Genomic DNA, 22,286 nt, shown 5'->3' with positions numbered 1-22,286 from the left:
CTGTCCGAAGGCAGGAGCATTGAGATGAGCAGGGAAGCAGCGGTAGCGGCGGCAGAAAGCTGGATCAGCGACGGTGGATTCTTCGATGAACTCGCACGGCGCGTGGCCGTCCGGACGGAAAGCCAGAAACCCGAGAGCCTGCCCGAACTGCATCGCTATCTCGACACCGAGATGCAGCCGGCGTTCGAGGCGATGGGCTTCACCTGCACCAAGTATGAGAACCCGCTTGGTTTCGGCCCTGTGCTGCTGGCCACGCGGCATGAGGGTGATGCCCTGCCGACCGTGCTCGGCTACGGCCATGGCGACGTGATCCGGGGGCTGGAAGACCAGTGGAGCAAGGGGGAGGGACCCTGGATCCTCAGTCGCGACGGGGAGCGGCTCTACGGGCGCGGCACGGCGGACAACAAGGCACAGCACACCATCAACATGGCCGCCCTGCGCCAGGTCATCGCCACGCGCGGCGCCCTGGGCTTCAACGCCAAGTTCATCATCGAGACGGGGGAGGAAACCGGCTCGCGCGGACTGCATGAGGTGATTGCCGCCAACCGCGATGACTTTGCCGCAGACGTCTTCATCGCCTCCGACGGGCCGCGGGTGAAGCCCGACCGGCCGACGCTGACGCTGGGGGCACGCGGGGCGGTGAACTTCGATCTGCTGGTGGACCTGCGCGACGGGGGCCATCATTCGGGCAACTGGGGCGGACTGATCGCCAATCCGGCGATCATCCTTTCCCATGCCCTGGCCTCCATCACAGGTCCGGAAGGCTCGATCCGCGTGCCGGAGTGGCGCCCGCCCGCCATCGATGCGGTGACGCGCGCCGCGCTGACGGACATCGAGATCGATGCCGGTGCCGGTGGACCGAGCATCGACCGTGACTGGGGGGAGCCGGGCCTGACGCCGCCGGAGCGGGTCTATGCCTGGAACAGTTTCGAGGTGCTGGCCTTCAGGACCGGCAACCCCGACCGGCCCGTCAATGCCATCCCGCCGCGTGCCTGGGCACACTGCCAGTTGCGCTTCGTCACCGGCATCGATCCGGACGACATCGTGCCGGCGCTGCAGCGGCATCTGGCCCGTGGCGGCTTCGGTCAGGTGCAGGTGCTGCCGCCGGACGAGAAGAACGCAGGCGCCTTCATCGCCACGCGCACCCGCCCCGATGACCCCTGGGTGCAACGCATCCATGCCTCCATGGAACGCACCATCGAGGCCGCCCCGGCGGTGATCCCGAGCCTTGGCGGGTCGATCTGCAACGAGCTGTTCACCGACCTGCTCGGTCTGCCCGCGATCTGGATTCCGCACTCCTATGCCGCCTGTTCCCAGCATGCGCCGGACGAGCATGTGCTGATGCCCTGCATGACCAGTGCGGCCCGGATCATGACCGGTCTCTACTGGGACATCGGCGCGGCGCAGGACGGTGCTGCGCACTGACATGCAGCGTTATCGACTGACCCTGGAATTCGACGGCAGCGCCTTCGTCGGCTGGCAGTACCAGACCAACGGCCTGACCGTGCAGGAAGTGGTGGAAACGGCGATCGGCCGGTTCTGCGCCACGGTTCCGCGCATCATGTCGGCGGGCCGCACTGATTCCGGTGTCCACGCGCTGGGCATGGTGGCCCATGCCGACATCGACCGGGACATGCCGGTGGACCGGCTGTTCGAGGCGCTGAACTTCCACATGCGGCCCCATCCGGTCGTGGTGCGGGAGATCGCGCCGGTGCCGCCGGAGTTCGATGCCCGGCGCAGCTGTATCCGGCGGCACTACGTCTATCGCATCCTCAACCGTCATCCGCCGCCTGCGCTGGATGCGGGACGGGTCTGGCACGTGGTGAAACCACTGGATCTCGACCTGATGCGTGAAGGCGCGGCACGGCTGGTGGGGCACCGGAATTTCGAGAGCTTCCGTTCCGCCCATTGCCAGTCGAAGACCGCCGAGAAGACCCTGGAACGGCTGGAGATCACGCGGGAGGGGGAGGAGGTGCATGTGCATGCCTCCGCCCGATCGTTCCTGCACAATCAGGTGCGGATCCTGACCGGCACGCTGGTCGATGTCGGCAAGCGGCGCTGGACCCCGGATGACGTGACCCGTGCGCTGGAGGCGCGTGACCGTCAGGCGGCGGGGCCGACCGCCCCTGCCTGCGGACTCTACTTCCTGCGGGCGGACTACCCGCCGGAGACGTCCGGCAGCGTCATGTAGGGCGCAACAAGCCGCAGCACCATCAGCGACCAGGCGATGCTGAGCACGAAATCGAGGATGGCGACACCCATCGCGGCGAACCTGTCGATGCCGAGCACGTCATGCGCCAGCAGGAAGCGATAGGCGAGGACCACAAGGACGGTCAGGACCATGACGAAGCCGCCGCCCTCCGGGCTTACCAGACCGCTCTGGCTCAGGGCCAGCAAGGGCAGTTGCAGCAGCATGATCCAGACGTGTGACCAGTTGTAGGCCACCACGTATCGACGCCAGGCGTTTCGCACGCTGAAGAAGCGGGCGACCTCGTGCGAAATCACCGGCCAGACCAGCCAGCCGGCCATGTAGGAGGCGGCTTCGATGGCCGCGACCGCAACGGCGTCCTGAGGTGGCTGGTCCAGATAGCTCCGGATGACGGAGATCAGCAGATAGAGCGGAGCGATCAGCACGGCGACGAAGAACGACTTCCAGACACCGGCGACCGAGTCGTCCAGCATCCAGGCCGCGGCCCTGTCACGCAAGGCGACGCGCCAGGTTGCCAGCAGCGCGATCGCGATCTCCATCCGGTTGGGGATCAGCATGAGGGGGGACGGCTCATTTCAGGCGGGCCACCCGGTCGAGTACGGGCAGGATGTATTCCCGGAACTTCTCCGGGTTCTCCGACATGGGGAAGTGGCCCAGTTCCTCCATGATCTCCGCCTCGACGCCGGGAATGTCCTTGGCGGTCCGCAGGGTGTCCTTCGGGGTGCAGGAGAAATCATACTCCCCCGTGAGCAGGAACACCGGACAGCGGGTGGTGTCGATCAGGTGCACGCGGTCGCGGAAGTCGGAATCAGCGCGATAGAAGTGCAGGTCGCCCCGGAACACGCCCGGCCCGCTGCTGAGGTAGCCCCAGAGGGTCTCCCAGCGGTAGCGGTCAGGGCTCTGCGGTGCGACCAGGCCGGAGATCATGGCGGCGCAGACCTCGCCCCCGTGCACGTCCGGACGGTTGAGCCATTCGGTGTCGTACCAGGGCTGCTGATGGTCCGCGGCCTCCAGCCCGATCACGGCACGCAGGTCGTCCGCATGGGCATGGGCCAGATGCAGCACGATGCGGCCGCCCATGCTGCATCCCATGACCACCGGGCGGTCAAGCTCCAGCGCGTTCGCCACGCCCATGATCGCCGCCGTGTAGAAATCCGTGGTCAGGGCATAGTCCTCGACCTCGTACCCTTCCCACGGCAGTGACTTGCCATGCCAGGGCAGGTCGAAGGCGATGACGCGGTAGCGGTCGGTGATCGCGGGGTCGAGCATCAGGCGGCGGAACTGCCGCCCGTCCGCCCCGGCCGTGTGCAGGCAGAGCAGCGGAATGCCGGATCCGGCCTCCTCGAAGTAGATGCGGCAGGACCGTCCCCCGATCTGAAGGGTCATGTAGCGTCCGACAATGGGCTCCAGCTCAACCATGGTGTCCATCCTCCGCCAGCTTGCGCGGGGCGGCCAGCACCTCCTTGAAATAGCGCAGGTTGGCCATCAGGGGCTGCAGGTTGCCGTCAATGCTGGCGCGGCCGGACTTGGTCATGGCGAACAGGTCATGAAAACCGGGGCGCGGCATCGGCGCCCAGAACCGTTCCCAGTTTTCCTGCGCCCCCCGGATGGCAAATTCATGCGACCGCATCAGCACCGGCCCGCGTACCAGTTCCAGGATCATGCCGCGCCGGATGCTGATGAAATAGGGCACCTCGCCGATCTGCCAGAGCCATTGCAGGTCGATGAAACGCCCGCGATGCACCAGGGGCTGGTCGGCGTTCACGACGTCGGCCAGATGTTCGATGGCGTGACTGGCGGGCGGCCCGCCTGCGGTGCTGAGCTTTGCCATGTTCAACGCTCCCAGCGGGGAATCTTCAGGAAACTGTCTCTGGCAGCGGTACGGATGCGGCTCTCGAAGACCCGCCCGTCCCGCATCAGGGTCAGTCCCAGTTCGACACCTGCCGGACCGGCACCCCAGAGCTGGTCATAGAAATCGTTCAGGCCGCCGATCGCCACCTCGTTGACGCGCAGGACGACGTCGCCCTGCGCCAGCTTGATGGCCGCCGCGGGGCCGGAGGGTGCCACGCCCATGATGATGAGGTGACCGTTCTGCTCCGCCGCATAGACCCCGATCCATGGCCGTGGCGGGCCGGACCGGCGACCGTCCAGCAGCAGTTCGTCCAGGACCGGCTCCAGCAGGTCGATGGGGACGAACATGTTGCCGACGGCCTCTTCCTCGCCCTCCCGCGCGTCCTCGACATAAAGCGACCCGACACCATAGAGCAGGCCATCCAGGCCCAGCAGCGCCGCGCCGCCCCAGTTGGGATGCACCGGCATGGTGAACAGTGCCTCATCCAGCCGATATTCCCAGTAGCCGCAGAAACGCCGCTTGCTGACGATCTTCTGCATCACGGTCTCCGCGCCGCCGCAACTGGCCACGACGGTGGAGCCTTCGCTCAGGTCACGCGCGGTGCCGAACTCCAGTACCGGTCGTCCCAGTGGTTCGATGGCACGCACCAGACCCAGCCCGCTTTCGAAATCATAGGCCACGACATCGGCCTCGATGGGCTCACCACCCGCATTGAGCACGGCAACGCTCTCCGCCTCCACCACCACATAGCCGATGGTCAGCACCAGACTGTCGGCCCCGATGACGATCCCGCCGCCCTGACGTTCGGTGCCCAGGATGCCGGCGGTGAAGGCGTCCTCGGGAACCTCGCTCTGGATCGGGGTCAGGGCGCGTCGCGCCGCCTCGAAATCGAACGGCAGGTCCTCGCTGCTTGCCGCCGCTGGCGGACTGACCCTGCCGGTGGGCGACAGCGCCGGATGCTTGTGGCCGTTGACCTTGTGGCCATTGGTGCGCGGGCCTTCTTCGTGTCCGTCGTCAGCCATTCGCGATCACGCCTTGCGGGGCTGCAGGCCCGCCTTCTGCATGCGCCAGATGCACATGTCGATCCGGTCCTGACCGAAGAAGGCCTCCCCCTTGAACGCCAGCGTCGGCACGCCCCAGTGTCCGGCCTTTTCCAGCGCGGCCTCATTGGCGGCGATGGCGTCGCCATATTCACTCTCCCGCCCGGCGATGGTGGCTTCCATGTCGGCGAGGTCCAGCCCGGCGCGCGCCGTCGCCTCCGCCAGGTGATCGCCTTCGTGCCACTGCTTAACGGCGCGGCCCCAGATCAGGTCCGAAACCTCCGAGATGAAGGCCAGCCCGGCATCGCGATTCACGGCCTCGATCCCCAGCCGCGTCAGGCGATGGATATAGGGCTGTTCCTTCGGGATCGTCCGCGTCGGCATGTCCATGACCACGGGGTCGGGTTCGGGCCAGGAAAACGGCAGTTCCAGATAGTCGGCGACACGGAAGACGTCGCGCATCAGGTATCGCGGCCAGAGCGGATTCACGTCGCTGAAGAATTCCGGTGTGCGAATCGCGATGGGGTAGACCGGACGCACATTGATCTTCAGATCGTGTTCCCGCTCCATCTCCCGATAGCGCGGCGTGCCGAGGTAGGAGTAGGGGCTGCGAAACGACCAGAACAGGTCGACTTCCATGGTCATGAGCTCGGTCCTTACGCCAGTTTCTCCGGCTCTGCCGGAATGCCCGGGCAGTCTAGCCGCGCCCCCCTCCGCTTGGCAAAGCGCGTCATGTTGCAGGAAACGGAAAATCGCGCTTGCACAGAACCGGGGCAATCGCTAGAACGCGCCCTCGGCGGCTGTAAGGTCGAAGCCCAGGTGGCGGAATTGGTAGACGCGCTAGCTTCAGGTGCTAGTTCTGGAAACGGAGTGGAGGTTCGAGTCCTCTCCTGGGCACCACCGCCGACCTTCACACAGCCAACGTATCGGGGAGTGACCTGACTGCCTCCCCACGCGTCAATCCTCACGACGCCCGACAAGACGACCCGTGCCCAGGTGGCGAAATGGTAGACGCGCTAGCTTGAGGGGCTAGTTCTGGCAACGGAGTGGAGGTTCGAGTCCTCTCCTGGGCACCATTTCCTGGCGATACCATCCCTGATGATTGCTGCGGCGCTGCGGCCCCGGCCGGATCGCGCCTACACGTCGAAGAACACCGTTTCATTGTCGCCCTGCAGGTGAATGTCGAACCGGTACGTCGGAACGCCCGATGTGTCCGTTCTCTGCGCGATCAGCGTTTCCCTGCGCTCCGCCGGGACCTGTGACAGCACGGGGTCGGTGGCGTTGGCGGCGGCCTCGTCGGCGAAATAGATGCGGGTATAGGCGTGGCTGGGCAGCCCGCGTGCGAAGACGATCAGGCTGACATGCGGCGCGCTGCCGTCTTCGGTGACGCCCGGCTTGACGGTGTCGAAGCGAAAGCGGCTCTGCAGATCGGTGCCCGTTCCCTGGCGCCCGAAACCGGTGAAACCGGCGTTGGAGCCGCGCGGATCATCGGGGTGGGCATAGCGGCCCTGGGCGTCCGCCTGCCAGATCTCGATCATGGCATCACTCACCACATCGCCTCGACCGTCCAGGACGCGGCCTTCGATACGGATATGCGTTCCCGCCGTATCGTCATCGCGGACGGCGCCATCGGCGACACTGGTCAGGTCATAGCCGTACTGCTCCGGCGTCAGCCCGTAGGCAAAGAAGGGGCCGACGGTCTGTGAAGGGGTCTGCTTCAGCGCCATGGCTCAATCCTCCATCGGGGTGGTGCCGCGTCCACGCAGGACAATGTCGAAGACATAGCCAAGGGCGAAATCCTGCTCCGTGACATCAATCGAGAAGTCGGCGACCAGACGATCCCGCGCTGCCTCCGGAATTCCTGTGAAGATCGGATCGAGTGCCAGCAGCGGATCACCCGGAAAATACATCTGGGTCACCAGCCGGGTCGCGAAGGCCGGTCCGAACAGCGAGAAATGGATGTGGTTGGGGCGCCAGGCGTTGGGGTGATTGCCCCAGGGGTAGGCGCCGGGCTTGATGCTGTAGAACCGGTAGCGGCCTTCACTGTCGGTGATGCAGCGGCCGCCGCCGAAGAAGTTCGGATCGATGGGCGCATCGTGCTGATCGACCTTGTGGAGGTAGCGGCCCGCCGCATTGGCCTGCCAGATCTCGATCAGCGTATTCGGCTGCGGTCGGCCATTCTCGTCCAGCACCCGACCGGTGACCACGATCCGCTCCCCCAGCGGCTCGCCATTGCGGCGGCCGTTCCGGGTCAGGTCCCCGTCCAGTTCGCCGACGCTGTCGTGGCCATAGACGGGACCGGTCAGCTCCGACAGGGACTGGCGGATCGGAATCAGCGGCTTCGTCGGTCCCCTGAGCGCGGAAGACCTGTACCCGTCGGCGCGGGGATCGACGAACGACGGGTGAGACGACCAGTCGCGCGGCCGGAACGGGGTCGAAGTCATGTCGTGCCTCCTGTCGATGATCCTGCGCTGTCGAACCTGTAGCCGATCCGGGCAACGGCGCGCAGTTCTTCCGGGGTGGTCGAACGCAGACCGAAGAATTCGAGATAGGCCGGTATCTGCTCGAAAAGCATATCGACACCAACCTGGATTTCACAGCCACGCGCCTGAGCCGCTGCCAGAAAGGGCGTGATCTCGCGCGCCATCACGACCTCGCCGATCAGCGTGGAGGGGGCGACGGCGGAAACATCCATCGGCATCGGGTCACTGGCGTTCATGCCCAGAGGCGTGGCATTGACGATCACGTCCCAGCCGCCGTCGGCAGGGGCGTCGGTCTGCACGGTCAGGTCCGGAAAGAACGCCGTCAGCCGACTGGCCAGCCCGTCCATGATCCGGTGGTTGGTGTCGCGCAGGCCGATGCAGGCCGCGCCGGACCCGGCCAGGGAGGCGGAGATCGCCGACCCGACGCCGCCGCTGCCGATCACCAGAACGCGCGATCCCCGAATCCCACGCCCCTTTCGCCTGACGCCGCGAACGAAGCCCTCGCCGTCGAACATGTCGCCGATCAGCCGACCATCCGTGCCGCGCCTGACGGCGTTGCAGGCTCCGGCAACGGAGACCGTCGTGGTGACCTCATCCAGCAGGGCCACGGTCGCGGTCTTGTAGGGCATGGTGACAAGCGCGCCGAGGAAGTTGGACAGCCGCGCCACCTGCGGCAGGAACGTCGCGTAGTCGGCTTCCTGACAGCCCATCGGCATCACGACCGCATCGATGTCGTGTTTCTCGAAATAGGGATTGTAGATCATGGGCGCCATGAAGCTCCCGATCGGCAGACCGAGATGGGCGATCAGTTTCGTGCGTCCGCTGATCATCCGACGGGTGGGCCTTGTCAGGCGCAGGATCGTCTGAGTTCCGGCACCCGGGCAGGGTTCATCGCGCCAGCGTCTCCGGGCCCGCCATGCGCTCGGCGCGGAAGGCGAGGGAATCCCTGTCCCAGATATAGAGGCTCTTGCCCTTCTTCTTCACGATCTCTTCCTGCGCCAACTGGCCGATGACGCGCGCCACGGTCTCGCGCGTCGTGGAGGCGCGGGCGGCGATGTTGCTCTGGGTCGGCATCGGATAGATCACCCAGGACCCGGGTGTGACCGGATCCTCTTCGGCCAGGCGCAGCAATTCGAGATAGACACGCTGCACGGCACCCAGCGTCGACAGGTCCATGATCCGCTCGTCACAGGTGCGGATGATCTTGGCCAGCCGCTGCATCACCTGGTGCGCCGCGCCTGGGTGGTTGGCGACATATTCCATGAAGGCGTTGGGGGCGACGAGTGCCAGCACGCAACTGCCCACCGCGACGGCGGAGGCGGAACGCGACTGGCCGTCGATGGCTGCCAGCTCACCGAAGTATCCGCCCTGCCGGACCGTGGCGTAGGCGATTTCCCGCCCCGACGCCGAGTAGTTGACGATCTGTACCTGGCCTTCGGTGACGAAGAACACGTCACGTGAGTCGTTGTTGCGATCCAGTATCTGCTCACCGTTCTTGAATCTGCGCCATGTGCAGCGTCGTTCAAGTGCGAGGATTTCTTCTTCCGGCAGTCCTTCAAGCAGTTCAACACCACTCAGATTGCCCGGTACCTGTTGCTGTGCGGACATTCGACCCTCTGACTTACCCCGTCGCAGGTGCGGCATCTGCCGACCCTGTCTTCCCATCAACGGCGTAGTATAACGGAACCGCACAAGTTGTCCGCAATCCTTTGCGGTAACGTCGGGCTCAGTCAGGCTTTCGCCTCAGTCGCTTGACGACTACCGGCAGGATCGAGAGAACAGCCAGCGCAACCAGCGCAATAACGACATCTGTCGTCAGGACAGTTGTGAAATCGGGCTCGCCACCGGTGGCCAGAACGCTGTCCAGCCCCCGGCCGACCTGCGCGAAGACGAACGTGCCGGGAATGATCCCGATCAGCGTGGCGATGACGAAGGTATGGGTGGGCACGCCGAGGAATGCGGGCACCAGATTGACGACGAAGAACGGGAACAGGGGGACGAGCCTCAGGAACAGCAGATAGTTGAAGGCATCCTTGCGGAAACCGTCCTCCATGCGCTTCAGTGCCGGTCCGGCCTTCTTGCGCAGGCTGTCACCCAGTGCCGTGCGGGCGGCCAGAAAGATGCCGGTGGCGCCGACCGTGGCCCCGATGACCGCCCAGAGCGTGCCGAAGACATTGCCGAACAGGAAGCCGCCGGTGACCGTCAGCACCAGCCCGCCCGGCAACGACAGGGCAACGGCGACCATGTAGATCGCCATGTAGATCAGGACGGCGACAACGGCGTTCTCGTCGACGAAGGCCTGCAGCGTATCGCGATTGTCACGCAGCGTGTCGAAACTTATGAACCGGTGCAGGTCCAGGGCCAGGAACAGGCCTGTCGCCAGCACGATGATGGCCAGCGGCAGGAAACGCCGGACAACCGACTTCCCCGAGGTCGATGCGGCCTCGGGTACGTCTTCGCCGGTTTTCTGATCGTTGTCCGCCATCGGGTAGCCGCCTGAACAGGTGGGTCTGCCACCCACATAGTGCACCGGCGATCCCGTGGCGAACCAACTGGGCGTGATCGTGCCCTGCGTTTGCCTGCATTGTGGTTCCGTCCGTTCTGCGCCAGACTTTGCGCAGCAACACGGCCAACATCCGGGGAGGGACCGATGACCGTTCAGGAACTCGACACACTGATTGAACTGCTGACCAGCCGTCCGGCAGCGGAGAACCTGCCGCCAGCGGAAATGCGGGAACGGTTCGAGAAGCTTGCGGGCTTCCTGCCCGTGCCCGAAGGCACCACGGTGGAGACAGTCGACGCAGGCGGTGTTCCTTCCGAATGGGTCACGGCAAAGGGCGTGTCGGGGAACCGCGTCATTCTGTATCTGCATGGCGGTGGTTATGTCATCGGATCACTGAACACGCACCGGACGCTGGCATCGAACATGTCGAAGGCGGCGGATGCGAAGGTACTGGTCATCGACTACCGGCTGGCACCGGAGCACCCGTTCCCGGCAGCCGTCGATGACGCGGTCGCGGCCTACGGCTGGCTGCTCGACCAGGGTATTCCGGCCGGAAACATCGCGGTTTCGGGTGATTCCGCCGGTGGCGGCCTGACGGTGGCCGCGCTGGTCGCGATCCGCGACAAGGGGCTGGCCACGCCCGCCTGCGCCGTGCCGATCTCCCCCTGGGTGGATCTGGAGGGGACGGGCGAGTCCATGGTGGCGCTGCACGATGCCGATCCGATGGTGAAGCAGCCGGGACTGGGCCGGATGGCGGACATGTATCTCGGCGGTGCCGATCCGAAATCACCGCTGGCCGCGCCGATGCATGCCGATCTGACCGGTCTGCCGCCCCTGCTGATCCAGGTGGGCACGCGGGAAACCCTGCTGGATGACGCGCGTCGGCTGCACCGCAATGCCCTGGCTGCCGGAGTCAATTCCTCGCTGGAGGAAGCGGGCGGAATGATCCATGTCTGGCACCTGTTCGGCCCGATGCTGACCGAGGCGCGGGAAGCCATCGGGCGGGCCGGCGCGTTCATCAACACGCACGCCGCGGGCTGAACCGGCAGGCCGCAATGCTGACGTGACGGCATCTCGGGGCGGGAGTCCTGAAAATCCGCCGTTTTCATTCAACCGCCCAGCACTTATAAGGTGCGCTGCCCTGCGTATTCAGGGCATCACCGATGTGTTTCTGGAGTTGGTACGATGGCTGCGACGAACTGGACCCCGCAATCCTGGCAGAAGAAGCCCGCGAGGCAGATGCCGGATTATGCGGACAAGGCGGCGCTGGACGACGTCGAGGCGCGGCTGCGGCGGAACCCGCCGCTGGTCTTTGCGGGTGAGGCCCGGAACCTGAAGTCCCGTCTGGCCGAGGTGGCCGCGGGCCGGGCCTTCCTGCTGCAGGGTGGCGACTGCGCCGAGAGCTTTGCCGAGTTCCATGCCGACAATATCCGCGACACCTTCAAGGTGCTGCTGCAGATGGCCGTTGTCCTGACCTACGGCGCCCAGTTGCCGGTTGTGAAGGTCGGGCGTCTGGCCGGCCAGTTCGCCAAGCCGCGGTCATCGCCCACCGAGGTGGTGAATGGTGTCGAGCTGCCGATCTATCGCGGTGACATCATCAATGCGATCGAGGAAGACCCCATCGCGCGGCAGCCGAACCCGGACCGCATGCTGCGGGCCTATGCCCAGTCGGCCAGCACGCTGAACCTGGTGCGGGCCTTCGCCCAGGGCGGTTTCGCGGACCTGAACCGGGTGCACCAGTGGAACATGGGCTTCGTCGCCGACAGCCCGGCCGGTGAACGCTATCAGGAGATGGCCGACCGCATCGCCGATGCGCTGGCGTTCATGGAAGCCTGCGGCATCAGTGCCGACAGCTCACCCTCCGTGGGGCAGGTGGATTTCTACACCAGTCACGAGGCGCTGCTGCTGCGCTACGAGGAAGCGCTGACGCGCATGGATTCGACCACCGGCACCTGGATCGATACCTCCGCCCACATGCTGTGGATCGGTGACCGCACCCGCGACCCGGACGAGGCGCATGTCGAGTTCATGCGCGGGATCACCAATCCCATCGGCATCAAGTGTGGCCCGAGTCTGGACGCGGACGGCCTGATGCGTCTGCTCGACGCCCTCAGCCCGGATAACGAGGCCGGGCGGATCACGCTGATCTCCCGCTATGGCGCGGGCAATGCGGGTGACCATCTGGTCAGCCTGGTGCGCCGGGTACAGCAGGAGGGCCGGACGGTGGTCTGGTCCTGTGACCCGATGCACGGCAACACCATCAAGTCGGCCTCCGGTTACAAGACCCGGCCCGTCGACCGGATCCTGCAGGAGGTCAAGGAAGTCTTCGAGGTGCATATCGCCGAAGGTTCATATCTCGGTGGCGTGCATTTCGAGATGACCGGTCAGGATGTGACCGAGTGCCTCGGCGGCGCGCAGGCAATCTCCGACGAGACCCTGTCCGACCGCTACCACACCCATTGCGATCCGCGGCTGAATGCCAGCCAGGCCCTGGAACTGGCGTTCCTGATTGCGGAGATGCTGAGAAAGCAAAGGGGAGAGCGTGATGTCGCCCTCCGGGAAGCTTCCTGAACTTCGTGTAGTCGGGCGCTCCGACGCGCCCGGTGCCGCCAACGACCGGGTGCCGGATCCGGCGCTGGAACATGACATTGCCGACCGGACGGATCACTATTTCCGCCGGACCAAGGCGATCGTCTCGCAACTGGGTGACATGCCGGTCACCTATGCCGTGTTCATGCGCCGCCCGGTCATCTTCTCGCCGCGGCTGGCTGTGGCGCTGCTGGAGAAGGCGGCGGACGAGCGGGGGGTCACCTTCAAGATCGAGCTCTGCCACACGGAGGGCGACTGGGTCGGTGCCGGTGATCCGCTGTTCTACATCAGCGGCAGCCTGAAGCATCTGGTGGACCTGGAAACGCTGTACCTGCAGAAGCTGGGGGCCGCCTGTGTCGCGGCCTACAATGCATTCGCCATGTGCAGCGACCTGCCCTATGCCGGGTTCCTGGCGATGGATGCCCGCCATTGCACCGGTCCCGACATGGCCGAACTGATGGCCTATGCCGCCTCGGTCGGCTCGGTGGCAGCCAAGCGGGACAATCCGGACGTCGTCGGTTTCATCGGCAATGCGACCGACGCAACGGCGCACTTCTTTGGCCAGGACAGCGGCCTCGGCACCATGCCGCATGCCCTGATCGGATATGCCGGATCTACCCTGCGCGCGGCGGAGATGTTCCGGGAGGTCTATCCGGACGATCCGATCACCGTGCTGGTGGACTATTTCGGGCGCGAGGTGACGGACGCCCTGACCGTCTGCCGGCGTTTTCCGGACGTGGCGAGCGAGGGCAACATGTCCATCCGCCTCGACACCCACGGCAGCCGCTATGTGGAGGGGCTGGATCCGAGTTCATCCTATGCGGTGCTGGAACGGCATGTGCCGAACGCGACACGGCAGTACCGCAACGAGACGGAGCTGCGCTATCTGATCGGCACCGGGGTTTCGGCCGCCGCCATCTTCCATCTGCGGGAGCGGCTGGACCTGGAAGGCTTCCAGAACGTCAAGATCGTGGCTTCATCGGGCTTCGGGCCGGAGAAGTGCCGGGTCATGGGGTCGGTCAAGGCACCGATCAATGTGGTCGGCACGGGGTCCTACCTGCCTGACCGCTGGACGGAAACCTATGCCACTGCGGACATCATCGAATATGACGGTGAACCACGCGTGAAGCTGGGGCGGGAGTTCCTGCTCCGGCGCACCTGAACCGGGCGGATCTGAAACGATGGCCCTGTCGATCAGTCCGGCACGTACGGCTGCGGACATCGAGGCCGCGCGGAAGCTGTTCCTCGCCTATTCGGAAAGCCTCGACTTCGATCTGTGCTTCCAGGACTTCGACGCGGAGATGGCGCGCTTTCCGGGCGAGTATGTGCCACCGGGCGGAGATCTGCTGCTGGCCCGGAACGGTGGGGAAGCCGTGGGCGTCGTTGCGCTGCGCCGCTTCGGCGAGGGCGTCGCGGAGATGAAACGGCTGTATCTGGGCGAGGCCGCCCGGGGGCTGGGGGCAGGGCGCAAGCTGGCCGAACAGGTCGTTGTCTCGGCCCGCTCGCTCGGCTATCGCAGCCTGCGGCTGGACACGGCGACCAGCATGACGGCGGCAATCGGTCTCTATGAATCGATGGGGTTTCGCAGGCTCACGGGACCGGATGCAGGAACCGGGGCCACGGACACCGGAAAATCAGATACCGGACAATCAGACACTCCGGCGCTGATCTACTTCGAACTGGACCTCTGAGCGTCTATCCGGCCAGAAGCGTGCCTGCCAGCAGGACTCCAACCGCACATGCCGCCGCGATGCGCAGCACGAGGCGCCGCCGCCCAGTTGGCCGGTTGTCGTTCGCGGCATGCAGGAATGCAACGCGGGCGGGGGTGTCGAAACGCCTTCCGCCTGCGGCAATGCCGACCCGGGGCGCGCGTCCGGCGCCCCGGGTCGTGCCGACAGCCCGGTTTCGGGCCACTGGTCCTTACCTCTTGTGGAGCGGTACGAACGAACGCTGCGCCGGACCCGTGTAGAGCTGGCGCGGGCGACCGATCTTCTGGTGCGGATCCTGGATCATCTCGTTCCACTGGGCGACCCAGCCGACGGTCCGTGCCAGGGCGAACAGCACCGTGAACATGTCCACGGGGAAGCCCATCGCCTTCAGGATGATGCCCGAGTAGAAATCGACGTTCGGATACAGCTTCTTCTCGACGAAGTACGGATCTTCCAGGGCGACCTTCTCCAGCGCCATGGCGATCTGCAGCAGCGGATCGTCCTGCACGCCCAGCCGGTCCAGAACCTCGTGGCAGGTGGCCTGCATCACGGTCGCGCGCGGATCGTAGTTCTTGTAGACGCGGTGACCGAAGCCCATCAGGCGGAACGGATCGTCCTTGTCCTTGGCCTTCTTCACGAACTCGCCGACGCGATCCGGCGTGCCGATCTCGTTCAGCATCTTCAGCACCGCCTCGTTGGCGCCGCCATGTGCCGGACCCCAGAGACTGGCGATGCCGGCTGCGATGCAGGCAAACGGGTTGGCACCCGACGAACCCGCAAGGCGGACGGTCGAGGTCGATGCGTTCTGCTCATGATCCGCATGCAGGATGAAGATCTTGTCCATCGCCTTGGCCAGGATCGGATCGATCCGGTATTCCTCCGCCGGGACGGCGAACATCATGTCCAGGAAACGCTCCGAATAGGTCAGGTCGTTCTTCGGATAGATGAAGGGCTGGCCGATGGAATACTTGTAGGCCCAGGCTGCGATGGTCGGCATCTTCGCGACGAGGCGGTAGGACGCGATCTCGCGCTGCTTCGGGTCATTGATGTCCGTGGAGTCGTGGTAGAAGGCGCTCATCGCGCCAACGACGCCGACCATGATCGCCATCGGATGCGCGTCACGGCGGAAGCCACGGAAGAAGTAGTTCATCTGGTCATGCAGCATCGTGTGGCGCGTGACGGTATTCACGTAGTCCGCCTTCTCCTCCGCCGACGGCAGCTCGCCATTCAGCAGCAGGTAGCAGACTTCCAGATAATCGGAATGTTCCGCCAGTTCGTCGATGCTGTAGCCGCGATGCAGCAGCACCCCGGCGTCGCCGTCGATATAGGAAATCTCCGACTGGCAACTGGCTGTCGAGGTGAAGCCAGGATCGTAGGTAAACTGCCCTGTCTGGGCATAGAGCTTGCGGATATCAACAACGTCAGGACCAACCGTACCGGAAAGGACATCGAATTCGATGCTTGATCCCCCGCCGGTCGCAAGGCTGGCACTGCCGGTTTTCTTCGCTTCATCCATTATCTGACCCCTCATCTGTTGCATCCGCACGCTACTTCGTCGGCATTCGAAAATCGATACCGCACGTGCGAAACATTATACCCAAAGCCGGACCATTGCACACGTCCCGCGTCCCCTTCGCGTGGACCCCAAGATAGCGCGTCAGAGGCAATCGTCGATCCGCGCCAGGGATTCCTCGCGGCCCAGGGCCACCAGAACGTCAAAGATGCCGGGCGACATGTTGGAGCCTGTCAGCGCCGCGCGCAATGGCTGAGCGACCTTGCCGAGCTTCAGTTCGTTCGATTCCGCATAGGCCCGCACAGCCGCGTCTGTGCTTTCTGCATCCCAGCCCTGCAATGCTGCAAGTGCGGCCCGGACACCGGCCAGAACGCCCTTCGCATCGCCGTCGATCAGCTTCGCCGCCTTGGCATTCATGCTCAGTGGCCGTGATGCCACCAGGAAGGCGGCGCTGTCGGCCAGTTCGATGATGGTCTTCGCCCGTTCCTTCAGGCCGTCCATCAGGCCGTTGATCCTGGCAACGGCCACGGCATCGCCCGCGATTCCCAGGCGTTCGGCAACCAGCCCGGTCAGGCGGTCATTGTCGCCTTCACGCAGGTAGTGGCCGTTCAGGTTTTCCAGCTTGGCGAAGTCGAACCGCGAGGCACCGCGCCCGATGGCGTCGAGCCCGAACCACTCGATGGCCTGCTCCATGGAGAAGATCTCGTCGTCACCATGTGACCAGCCCAGTCGAACGAGGTAATTCAATACCGCCTCTGGCAGGTATCCCATCTCCCGATAGGCATCCACGCCCAGCGCGCCGTGCCGCTTCGAAAGTTTCGCACCGTCCGCACCATGGATCAGCGGAATATGCGCGAATACGGGCACGTCCCAGCCGAGTGCCTGATAGATCAGGCTCTGCCGCGCGGCATTGACCAGATGGTCGTCCCCCCGGATGACGTGGCTGACGTTCATGTCGTGATCATCGACGACGACGGACAGCATGTAGGTCGGCGTGCCGTCCGCGCGCAGCAGGATCAGATCGTCGAGCTGGTCGTTCTGGAAGGTCACATCACCCTGCACCGCATCGGCGATCACCGTGCTGCCGGTCTGTGGCGCGCGCAGCCGGATGACGGGATCGACACCTGCCGGTGCCTCCCCCGGGTCGCGGTCGCGCCAGCGTCCGTCATAGCGAACGGGCTGACCGGCGGCGCGCTGGGCCTCCCGCATCGCGGTGAGTTCCTCCGGGCTGGTGTAGCAGCGATAGGCATTGCCGCTGTCCAGCAGCATCTGCGCCACCTCGGCGTGACGCGCGGCGCGTGCGAACTGGAACACGGGTTCCTCGTCGCCCTGCAGGCCCAGCCAGTTCAGGCCATCGAAGATCGCGTCGATGGCTTCCGTCGTGGAGCGCTGGCGGTCCGTATCCTCGATCCGCAGCAGGAACCGCCCGCCATGGTGCCGGGCGAACAGCCAGTTGAACAGGGCCGTCCGTGCTCCGCCGATATGCAGGAACCCGGTGGGGGAGGGGGCGAACCGCGTCACCACTTCCGAACGCGCCATCAATGTTTCTCCATTTGGCAGAAAGACATAAAGTCCCGGGCGGGAGGCGGTCATGTATCACATCGCCCGGCAGGTGACGAGACGACTGGGAACGATGGTGGCAATCAGCGGGGCCGCCCTCGCGCGTCCCGTGGATACCCTCGGTGCCCTGCTGGCGCAGGAGCGTGGACGCCTGTTCTTCTGGCTGCCCGTGGTGTTCGCCAGCGGGATCGGCGTCTACTTCGCGCTCCCCGTCGAGCCGGACTGGCCCCTTGCCGCCGTCATCGCTCTGCTGGCCCTGTTCGCCATGTGGCAGCTCCGCGGTACCGCCCTGGCCCCGGTCGCGCTTGTGTTCGGTCTCGTTGCCCTGGGGCTGGCGGCGGCTGTCCTGCGGACACTGCTGGTTGCCGCCCCGGTCCTGCCAGCCGAGATCGGCCCGTCGCAGCTTTCCGGCGTGGTGGAGCGGGTCGAGCTGCGGGAGGGGGACACGCGCCTGACGATCCGGCCTTCTGCGTTCGGGAAGCTGCACGCCGACGATCTGCCGCATCGGGTACGGGTGACGATCCGCACCCACGGCGATACGGCGCGGCCAGGCGACCTTGTCGAAGTTCTGGCCAATCTGCTGCCCCCATCGCCACCGGTGGAACCGGGGGCGTTCGATTTCCAGCGTCATGCGTTCTTCCGGGGCATCGGCGGCAGTGGCTACGCCCTTGGACCGGTTCGGGTCGTTGAACCCGGATCAGCCGCGGACCAGGCCTTGCCTCGGCTGCGCGATCACATGGCGGCGCGGATCAGGACCGTTCTGGGGGGTGCGGCTGGTGGCGTGGCGGTGGCGCTGCTGATCGGAGACAGGGGCGGCATTCCGGGGGACGACACCCAGGCGCTGCGGGACGCCGGGCTGGCGCACCTGCTCGCCATCTCCGGGCTGCACATGGGGCTGGTCAGCGGTTTCCTGTTCTGGCTGATCCGCTTCGGCCTGGCCCTGCGACCGTCCATTGCCCTGAACTGGCCGATCAAGAAGATCGCTGCCGTCGCCGCGCTGTTCGGCGGCCTGTTCTATCTGGTGCTGACCGGTGCATCGGTGCCGACCATCCGCGCCTTCATCATGGTGGCGCTGGTGATGCTGGCGGTTCTGACCGACAGACGCGCGATCTCCCTGCGGACCGTGGCCATCGCGGCGCTCGCGGTGCTGCTGATGACGCCGGAGGCCCTGACGGAGCCGGGTTTCCAGATGTCCTTCGCCGCCGTGACCGCCCTCGTCGCGGCCTACGAGCGGTTTGGCGACCGCATGCTGCACCGGACGCGGGAGACGGGGCCCGCAGGCCGGATGCTGATCTATCTTGCCGGGGTCGGTGTCACCACGGTCATCGCCGGTCTGGCGACCGCACCTTTCGCGATCTACCACTTCGGACGGGTTGCGGATTATGGCGTCATTGCCAACCTGGCCGCCGTGCCGGTCACGGGCTTCTGGGTCATGCCTGCCGGGACGCTTGCCCTGATCGCCATGCCGCTGGGGCTGGAGGCCGCGCCGCTCTGGCTGATGGGCCAGGGGATCGACCTGATCCTTCGGATCGCGCATGGCGTGGCGGCGCTGGAGGGGGCGGTACGGCTGGTGCCCGCCATGCCTGCCGCCGGACTGGTCACGGTGACCCTCGGCGGACTCTGGCTGTGCCTCTGGTCAGGGGGCTGGCGGAACCTCGGCTGGCTGGCGATCCTGCTCGGGATGGCGAGTCCCTATGTGGCGGATGCCCCGCTGGTCCGGGTCACTGGCGACGGTCGCCTTGCTGCCGTCACCGCGCAGGACGGCGGGCTGCTGCTGTCGACGCTGCGGCGGGAGAAGTTCGTGGCGCAGCAATGGCTGGCGCGCTCCGGTACTTCGGAACCGGGCGGTCGCTGGCCACTGGACGGCGCCAGCGCCGACGGCAGTCTGCGCTGCGACCTGCTGGGCTGCATCCTGCGCCGCGACGGCTGGATGATCGCGCTGCCGGTGGACGAGCGCGCGGTGCGCGACGACTGCGGTCGCGCGGATGTGGTGATTGCCACGGTCCCGGTGCGTGGGCGCTGCCCATCGGCGCGGGTGGTCGTGGACTTCTTCGACCTCTGGCGCGATGGGCCGCACACGCTGCACCTCAGCGCCCGTTCAGGCCCCTCGGTCCAGTCGGTCAACGCCCATCGGGGCGACCGCCCCTGGGTGTGGCGACCGATACCGCGCAGCGAACACTACTGGCGACAATGATGCCGCCGCGCGGTCTGTTCCGGACTGCCAGGCTCAATATTGCCGGAACAGGGCCACGAGACGTCCCTGGACCCGTACCTGGTCGGGGCGATAGATCCGCGTCTCGTAGGCCGGGTTCTCCGGCTCCAGCGCGATGGCGTTGCTGCGACGGCGCAGGCGTTTCAGGGTGACTTCCTCCCCCTCCACCAGGGCCACGACGATGCTGCCATTTTCTGCTACGTCGCCGCGTTCCACGATCACCGTGTCGCCGTCGAGAATGCCAGCGTTGATCATGGAGTCACCGGCGACTTCCAGTGCGTAATGTTCGCCGCGTCCGACCATGTGGGACGGTACATCGACATAGTTCGAATGGTCGCGCAGGGCCTCGATCGGTGTGCCGGCGGCAATCCGGCCATAGAGTGGCAGGCTGACCGTATCGCTGGCGGCGCGGGAAGTGGGCGGCGGCGCGGAGGACAGCGGCAGATCCGGGTTGTTGACCACCGTCGGCCGGAAACCGCTGGAGCTCAGCACCGGCTCCCCGGAGGCGCGGCGGCCCGCGGGAGTGGCGGCGTCCGGCAAGCGCAGGACTTCCAGTGCGCGGGCGCGATGAGGCAGGCGACGGATGAAGCCCCGTTCCTCCAGCGCCGAGATCAGGCGGTGAATGCCCGACTTGGACTTCAGGTTCAGGGCGTCCTTCATCTCGTCGAATGACGGTGAGACACCATTCTCGTTCAGGTGACTGTCCACGAACAGAAGCAGTTCGTGCTGTTTCCGGGTCAGCATGGCGATCCCCCGCTGAGGGCACATCTGTGTGTGCGTTGCTGGTTCGTCCTTCCGCACGGCCGGTCCGGGTCGTGAAACCCGAAACGAATCACTTGGTTAGACCGCCTATGTTCTATGAAAGTTCCGGAATTCCGTCAATGTTCCTGTTTCAACCCGGCGTTGGTCCCCATGTGGTTCCGCCGCCGGGTCTCAGATCATCCCGGTCAGGGGGATATAGGGAATCGGGCTTCCGGCCTTCAGCGCCTCCGCGTGGGGTGCACGTATGGCGAGTGCTCCGGCGCGGGAGAGGACATGCAGCATCGATGAGTCCTGGCGCGCAAAGGGGGTGACGGTCGCATGCCCCTCCGCGTCGAGATGCAGTTCGCTGCGCAGATAGTCCTCCCGCCGGTCGTTGGTGCCGAGATCGCGGCCCAGCGTCGCCGTGCGGACCTCCGGTTCCACATCCTCCGCCCCCAGCATCCGGCGGATGGCGGGGCGCAGGAACAGCAGGCCGCAGACCACGGCGGAGACCGGGTTGCCGGGCAGGCCCAGCAGGCGCACGTCACCGAACTGCCCGAACATCAGCGGCTTGCCGGGACGCATGGCAATGCGCCAGAAGTCCAGCGCCAGCCCCTTGTCCCCCAGCACGTCCTGCACCAGGTCGTGGTCACCGACGGAGGCCCCGCCGAGCGTCACCAGCATGTCGCAGCCGACTGCTCGGGCGGCTGCCTCCGCCAGCGCGTCGGGCCGGTCCTCCGCGATGCCGATATCGACCGGTTCCGCCCCGGCGCGGCGGACCAGCGCCGCCAGCGAAATGGCGTTGGAGGAGACGATCTGGTTCGGACCCAGCGACTCGCCCGGCCGCACGAGCTCGTCACCGGTCGAGAGCAGCGCGATACGCGGACGCCTGCGCACGCCGACCCAGGGCACATTCATCGCGGCAAGCAGGCCGAGGTCGCGGGGACCAATGTCCCGGCCCGGCTGAAGACCTGTTTCACCGGCACGGAAGTCCAGCCCGGCGCGACGCACGTAGGTGCCAGTCTTCAGGGCCTCCGTGGTCACGACCGTGGTGCCTGAAACCTCGGCATCTTCCTGGATCAGGATCGTGTCGGTGCCCGGGGGCAGGGGGGCACCTGTGAAGATGCGGACGCACTCGCCCGGTTTCACCTCGCCGTCGAAGGCGTGGCCCGCCGCCGACTCACCGATGCATGTCAGGCTGGCCCCGGCAGATACGACATCCGATCCCAGGACCGCATACCCATCCATGGCCGAGAGGTCGGCGGGCGGCTGGGTGCGCTGGGCAATGGCCGGTTCGGCCAGCACGCGGCCATCAGCCTCGGCGATCGAGATCCACTCGGCAGGCATCTGCGGCATCTGCGCCAGGATCCGCGTGCGTGCTTCCGCGACGGGGATCATGGCGCCACGTAGCGCCCGGACTTGCCGCCGTCCTTGAACAGCAGCCGCACGTTCCGGATCTCCATGCCCCGGTCCACGGCCTTGCACATGTCATAGACGGTCAGGGCGGCGACGGAGGCGGCGGTCAGCGCCTCCATCTCCACGCCGGTCTTGCCCCGCAGCCGACAGGTGGCGCGGATGACGACGGCGGGGTCGGGCGTGTCTTCCGTGGTCAGTTCCAGTTCGACATTGGTCAGGGCGAGCGGGTGGCAGAGCGGGATCAGGTCCGGCGTCTTCTTCGCCCCCATGATCCCGGCCAGTCGCGCGACACCCAGCACATCGCCCTTCTTTGCCCGGCCTTCCCGGATCAGCGCCAGCGTCTCCGGCTGCATGACGATCCGCGCCTCCGCGGTGGCCGTGCGCTCGGTCTCGTCCTTGTCCCCGACATCGACCATGCGGGCGGCACCCTTGTCGTCGAAATGGGTGAAACCGGACATG

Annotated in this window: 22 protein-coding genes and 2 tRNA genes; 9 read left to right on the top strand and 15 right to left on the bottom strand. The window is 65.9% G+C overall.

Going from position 1 to position 22,286, the window contains the following annotated elements; translation table 11 throughout:
* Positions 1 to 24 precede the first annotated feature (24 nt).
* Positions 25 to 1,425 (top strand): M20 family metallopeptidase, encoded by a 1,401-nt coding sequence (locus tag QGV55_RS13710; RefSeq protein WP_281016223.1) that lies wholly within the window; start codon positions 25 to 27, stop codon positions 1,423 to 1,425.
* A gap of 1 nt (position 1,426) precedes the next feature.
* On the top strand, positions 1,427 to 2,191 hold the full coding sequence (gene truA, locus QGV55_RS13705; RefSeq protein WP_281016224.1) for a tRNA pseudouridine(38-40) synthase TruA: 765 nt from the start codon (positions 1,427 to 1,429) through the stop codon (positions 2,189 to 2,191).
* On the opposite strand, the gene QGV55_RS13700 is transcribed toward truA, so the two are convergent.
* Genes QGV55_RS13700 through QGV55_RS13680 form a run of 5 tightly spaced genes read right to left on the bottom strand, consistent with a single transcriptional unit; the run spans position 2,158 to position 5,746 of the window.
* A complete protein-coding gene (locus QGV55_RS13700; RefSeq protein WP_281016225.1) occupies positions 2,158 to 2,766 on the bottom strand; it encodes a hypothetical protein in 609 nt (202 codons plus the stop codon). The two genes, truA and QGV55_RS13700, sit on opposite strands and share 34 nt — an antisense overlap.
* A 13-nt stretch (positions 2,767 to 2,779) precedes the next feature.
* Positions 2,780 to 3,628, bottom strand: coding sequence for an alpha/beta hydrolase (locus QGV55_RS13695; RefSeq protein WP_281016226.1), 849 nt, complete (start codon positions 3,626 to 3,628; stop codon positions 2,780 to 2,782).
* Entirely contained in the window at positions 3,621 to 4,040 is a 420-nt protein-coding gene (locus QGV55_RS13690; protein WP_281016227.1) for a hypothetical protein, read from the bottom strand. Before QGV55_RS13690 ends, QGV55_RS13695 begins: the two co-directional genes overlap by 8 nt.
* Before the next feature lie 2 nt (positions 4,041 to 4,042).
* Positions 4,043 to 5,083, bottom strand: a complete 1,041-nt coding sequence (locus QGV55_RS13685) for a S1C family serine protease (RefSeq protein WP_281016228.1) — start codon at positions 5,081 to 5,083, stop codon at positions 4,043 to 4,045.
* A gap of 6 nt (positions 5,084 to 5,089) precedes the next feature.
* Complete coding sequence (locus QGV55_RS13680) at positions 5,090 to 5,746, bottom strand: DsbA family protein (protein WP_281016229.1); 657 nt, start codon at positions 5,744 to 5,746, stop codon at positions 5,090 to 5,092.
* Between the two features lie 168 nt (positions 5,747 to 5,914).
* Here QGV55_RS13680 and QGV55_RS13675 point away from each other — a divergent pair.
* Positions 5,915 to 6,001, top strand: a tRNA-Leu gene (locus tag QGV55_RS13675).
* A 90-nt stretch (positions 6,002 to 6,091) separates the two neighbouring features.
* Positions 6,092 to 6,177: transfer RNA gene (locus QGV55_RS13670), tRNA-Leu, on the top strand.
* Between the two features lie 60 nt (positions 6,178 to 6,237).
* Here the strand turns inward: QGV55_RS13670 and pcaG are convergent.
* The 5 genes from pcaG to QGV55_RS13645 form a co-directional block, all read right to left on the bottom strand.
* Positions 6,238 to 6,828 carry a protocatechuate 3,4-dioxygenase subunit alpha gene (gene pcaG / locus QGV55_RS13665; protein ID WP_281016230.1) on the bottom strand — a complete coding sequence of 197 codons (591 nt, stop codon included), beginning with the start codon at positions 6,826 to 6,828 and terminating at the stop codon, positions 6,238 to 6,240.
* Between the two features lie 3 nt (positions 6,829 to 6,831).
* Positions 6,832 to 7,545, bottom strand: coding sequence for a protocatechuate 3,4-dioxygenase subunit beta (gene pcaH, locus QGV55_RS13660; protein WP_281016231.1), 714 nt, complete (start codon positions 7,543 to 7,545; stop codon positions 6,832 to 6,834).
* A complete protein-coding gene (locus tag QGV55_RS13655) occupies positions 7,542 to 8,414 on the bottom strand; it encodes a hypothetical protein (protein WP_281016232.1) in 873 nt (290 codons plus the stop codon). Before QGV55_RS13655 ends, pcaH begins: the two co-directional genes overlap by 4 nt.
* Before the next feature lie 58 nt (positions 8,415 to 8,472).
* Complete coding sequence (locus QGV55_RS13650) at positions 8,473 to 9,192, bottom strand: Crp/Fnr family transcriptional regulator (protein WP_281016233.1); 720 nt, start codon at positions 9,190 to 9,192, stop codon at positions 8,473 to 8,475.
* Between the two features lie 118 nt (positions 9,193 to 9,310).
* Complete coding sequence (locus tag QGV55_RS13645) at positions 9,311 to 10,069, bottom strand: TVP38/TMEM64 family protein (protein ID WP_281016234.1); 759 nt, start codon at positions 10,067 to 10,069, stop codon at positions 9,311 to 9,313.
* 165 nt (positions 10,070 to 10,234) lie between these two features.
* Between QGV55_RS13645 and QGV55_RS13640 the strand changes: the two genes are divergently transcribed.
* The 4 genes from QGV55_RS13640 (at position 10,235) to QGV55_RS13625 (ending at position 14,367) form a co-directional block, all read left to right on the top strand.
* Positions 10,235 to 11,128: an alpha/beta hydrolase gene (locus QGV55_RS13640; protein WP_281016235.1), complete on the top strand. Its 894-nt coding sequence runs from the start codon at positions 10,235 to 10,237 to the stop codon at positions 11,126 to 11,128.
* Positions 11,129 to 11,272: 144 nt separating this feature from the next.
* Positions 11,273 to 12,658, top strand: a complete 1,386-nt coding sequence (locus tag QGV55_RS13635; RefSeq protein WP_281016236.1) for a 3-deoxy-7-phosphoheptulonate synthase class II — start codon at positions 11,273 to 11,275, stop codon at positions 12,656 to 12,658.
* Positions 12,633 to 13,838, top strand: coding sequence for a hypothetical protein (locus QGV55_RS13630; RefSeq protein ID WP_281016237.1), 1,206 nt, complete (start codon positions 12,633 to 12,635; stop codon positions 13,836 to 13,838). The genes QGV55_RS13635 and QGV55_RS13630 overlap by 26 nt, the downstream gene beginning before the upstream one ends.
* Before the next feature lie 19 nt (positions 13,839 to 13,857).
* Complete coding sequence (locus QGV55_RS13625) at positions 13,858 to 14,367, top strand: GNAT family N-acetyltransferase (protein ID WP_281016238.1); 510 nt, start codon at positions 13,858 to 13,860, stop codon at positions 14,365 to 14,367.
* Between the two features lie 229 nt (positions 14,368 to 14,596).
* Here the strand turns inward: QGV55_RS13625 and gltA are convergent, their stop codons facing one another.
* Together gltA and gltX are read right to left on the bottom strand one after the other, a co-directional pair.
* Positions 14,597 to 15,901, bottom strand: coding sequence for a citrate synthase (gene gltA / locus QGV55_RS13620; protein WP_281016239.1), 1,305 nt, complete (start codon positions 15,899 to 15,901; stop codon positions 14,597 to 14,599).
* A gap of 141 nt (positions 15,902 to 16,042) precedes the next feature.
* The gene (gene gltX / locus QGV55_RS13615; RefSeq protein ID WP_281016240.1) at positions 16,043 to 17,437 is read right to left on the bottom strand and encodes a glutamate--tRNA ligase; all 1,395 of its coding nucleotides are present in this window, start codon (positions 17,435 to 17,437) and stop codon (positions 16,043 to 16,045) included.
* Positions 17,438 to 17,489: 52 nt separating this feature from the next.
* Between gltX and QGV55_RS13610 the strand changes: the two genes are divergently transcribed.
* A complete protein-coding gene (locus tag QGV55_RS13610) occupies positions 17,490 to 19,652 on the top strand; it encodes a ComEC/Rec2 family competence protein (RefSeq protein WP_281016241.1) in 2,163 nt (720 codons plus the stop codon).
* A 33-nt stretch (positions 19,653 to 19,685) separates the two neighbouring features.
* Here the strand turns inward: QGV55_RS13610 and lexA are convergent, their stop codons facing one another.
* From lexA to moaC, 3 genes are all read right to left on the bottom strand, one after another.
* Positions 19,686 to 20,414, bottom strand: coding sequence for a transcriptional repressor LexA (gene lexA / locus QGV55_RS13605; protein ID WP_281016242.1), 729 nt, complete (start codon positions 20,412 to 20,414; stop codon positions 19,686 to 19,688).
* 189 nt (positions 20,415 to 20,603) lie between these two features.
* Positions 20,604 to 21,809: a gephyrin-like molybdotransferase Glp gene (glp, locus tag QGV55_RS13600; protein WP_281016243.1), complete on the bottom strand. Its 1,206-nt coding sequence runs from the start codon at positions 21,807 to 21,809 to the stop codon at positions 20,604 to 20,606.
* Complete coding sequence (gene moaC / locus QGV55_RS13595) at positions 21,806 to 22,285, bottom strand: cyclic pyranopterin monophosphate synthase MoaC (protein ID WP_281016244.1); 480 nt, start codon at positions 22,283 to 22,285, stop codon at positions 21,806 to 21,808. Before moaC ends, glp begins: the two co-directional genes overlap by 4 nt.
* Position 22,286: the final 1 nt, after the last annotated feature.

Origin of the sequence: Minwuia sp. IMCC3009 (genome assembly GCF_029909415.1) — a bacterium.
GTDB lineage: Bacteria > Pseudomonadota > Alphaproteobacteria > Minwuiales > Minwuiaceae > Minwuia.
Note: the sequence above shows the minus strand (reverse complement) of the source record. Positions and strands in the feature narration are given on the sequence as shown.

Coding starts and splice junctions, on each gene's coding strand:
- QGV55_RS13710 (WP_281016223.1), top strand. CDS start 25: ATGAGCAGGGAAGCAGCGGTAGCGGCGGCAGAAAGCTGGATCAGCGAC.
- truA (WP_281016224.1), top strand. CDS start 1,427: ATGCAGCGTTATCGACTGACCCTGGAATTCGACGGCAGCGCCTTCGTC.
- QGV55_RS13700 (WP_281016225.1), bottom strand. CDS start 2,766: ATGCTGATCCCCAACCGGATGGAGATCGCGATCGCGCTGCTGGCAACC.
- QGV55_RS13695 (WP_281016226.1), bottom strand. CDS start 3,628: ATGGTTGAGCTGGAGCCCATTGTCGGACGCTACATGACCCTTCAGATC.
- QGV55_RS13690 (WP_281016227.1), bottom strand. CDS start 4,040: ATGGCAAAGCTCAGCACCGCAGGCGGGCCGCCCGCCAGTCACGCCATC.
- QGV55_RS13685 (WP_281016228.1), bottom strand. CDS start 5,083: ATGGCTGACGACGGACACGAAGAAGGCCCGCGCACCAATGGCCACAAG.
- QGV55_RS13680 (WP_281016229.1), bottom strand. CDS start 5,746: ATGACCATGGAAGTCGACCTGTTCTGGTCGTTTCGCAGCCCCTACTCC.
- pcaG (WP_281016230.1), bottom strand. CDS start 6,828: ATGGCGCTGAAGCAGACCCCTTCACAGACCGTCGGCCCCTTCTTTGCC.
- pcaH (WP_281016231.1), bottom strand. CDS start 7,545: ATGACTTCGACCCCGTTCCGGCCGCGCGACTGGTCGTCTCACCCGTCG.
- QGV55_RS13655 (WP_281016232.1), bottom strand. CDS start 8,414: ATGATCAGCGGACGCACGAAACTGATCGCCCATCTCGGTCTGCCGATC.
- QGV55_RS13650 (WP_281016233.1), bottom strand. CDS start 9,192: ATGTCCGCACAGCAACAGGTACCGGGCAATCTGAGTGGTGTTGAACTG.
- QGV55_RS13645 (WP_281016234.1), bottom strand. CDS start 10,069: ATGGCGGACAACGATCAGAAAACCGGCGAAGACGTACCCGAGGCCGCA.
- QGV55_RS13640 (WP_281016235.1), top strand. CDS start 10,235: ATGACCGTTCAGGAACTCGACACACTGATTGAACTGCTGACCAGCCGT.
- QGV55_RS13635 (WP_281016236.1), top strand. CDS start 11,273: ATGGCTGCGACGAACTGGACCCCGCAATCCTGGCAGAAGAAGCCCGCG.
- QGV55_RS13630 (WP_281016237.1), top strand. CDS start 12,633: ATGTCGCCCTCCGGGAAGCTTCCTGAACTTCGTGTAGTCGGGCGCTCC.
- QGV55_RS13625 (WP_281016238.1), top strand. CDS start 13,858: ATGGCCCTGTCGATCAGTCCGGCACGTACGGCTGCGGACATCGAGGCC.
- gltA (WP_281016239.1), bottom strand. CDS start 15,901: ATGGATGAAGCGAAGAAAACCGGCAGTGCCAGCCTTGCGACCGGCGGG.
- gltX (WP_281016240.1), bottom strand. CDS start 17,437: ATGGCGCGTTCGGAAGTGGTGACGCGGTTCGCCCCCTCCCCCACCGGG.
- QGV55_RS13610 (WP_281016241.1), top strand. CDS start 17,490: ATGTATCACATCGCCCGGCAGGTGACGAGACGACTGGGAACGATGGTG.
- lexA (WP_281016242.1), bottom strand. CDS start 20,414: ATGCTGACCCGGAAACAGCACGAACTGCTTCTGTTCGTGGACAGTCAC.
- glp (WP_281016243.1), bottom strand. CDS start 21,809: ATGATCCCCGTCGCGGAAGCACGCACGCGGATCCTGGCGCAGATGCCG.
- moaC (WP_281016244.1), bottom strand. CDS start 22,285: ATGTCCGGTTTCACCCATTTCGACGACAAGGGTGCCGCCCGCATGGTC.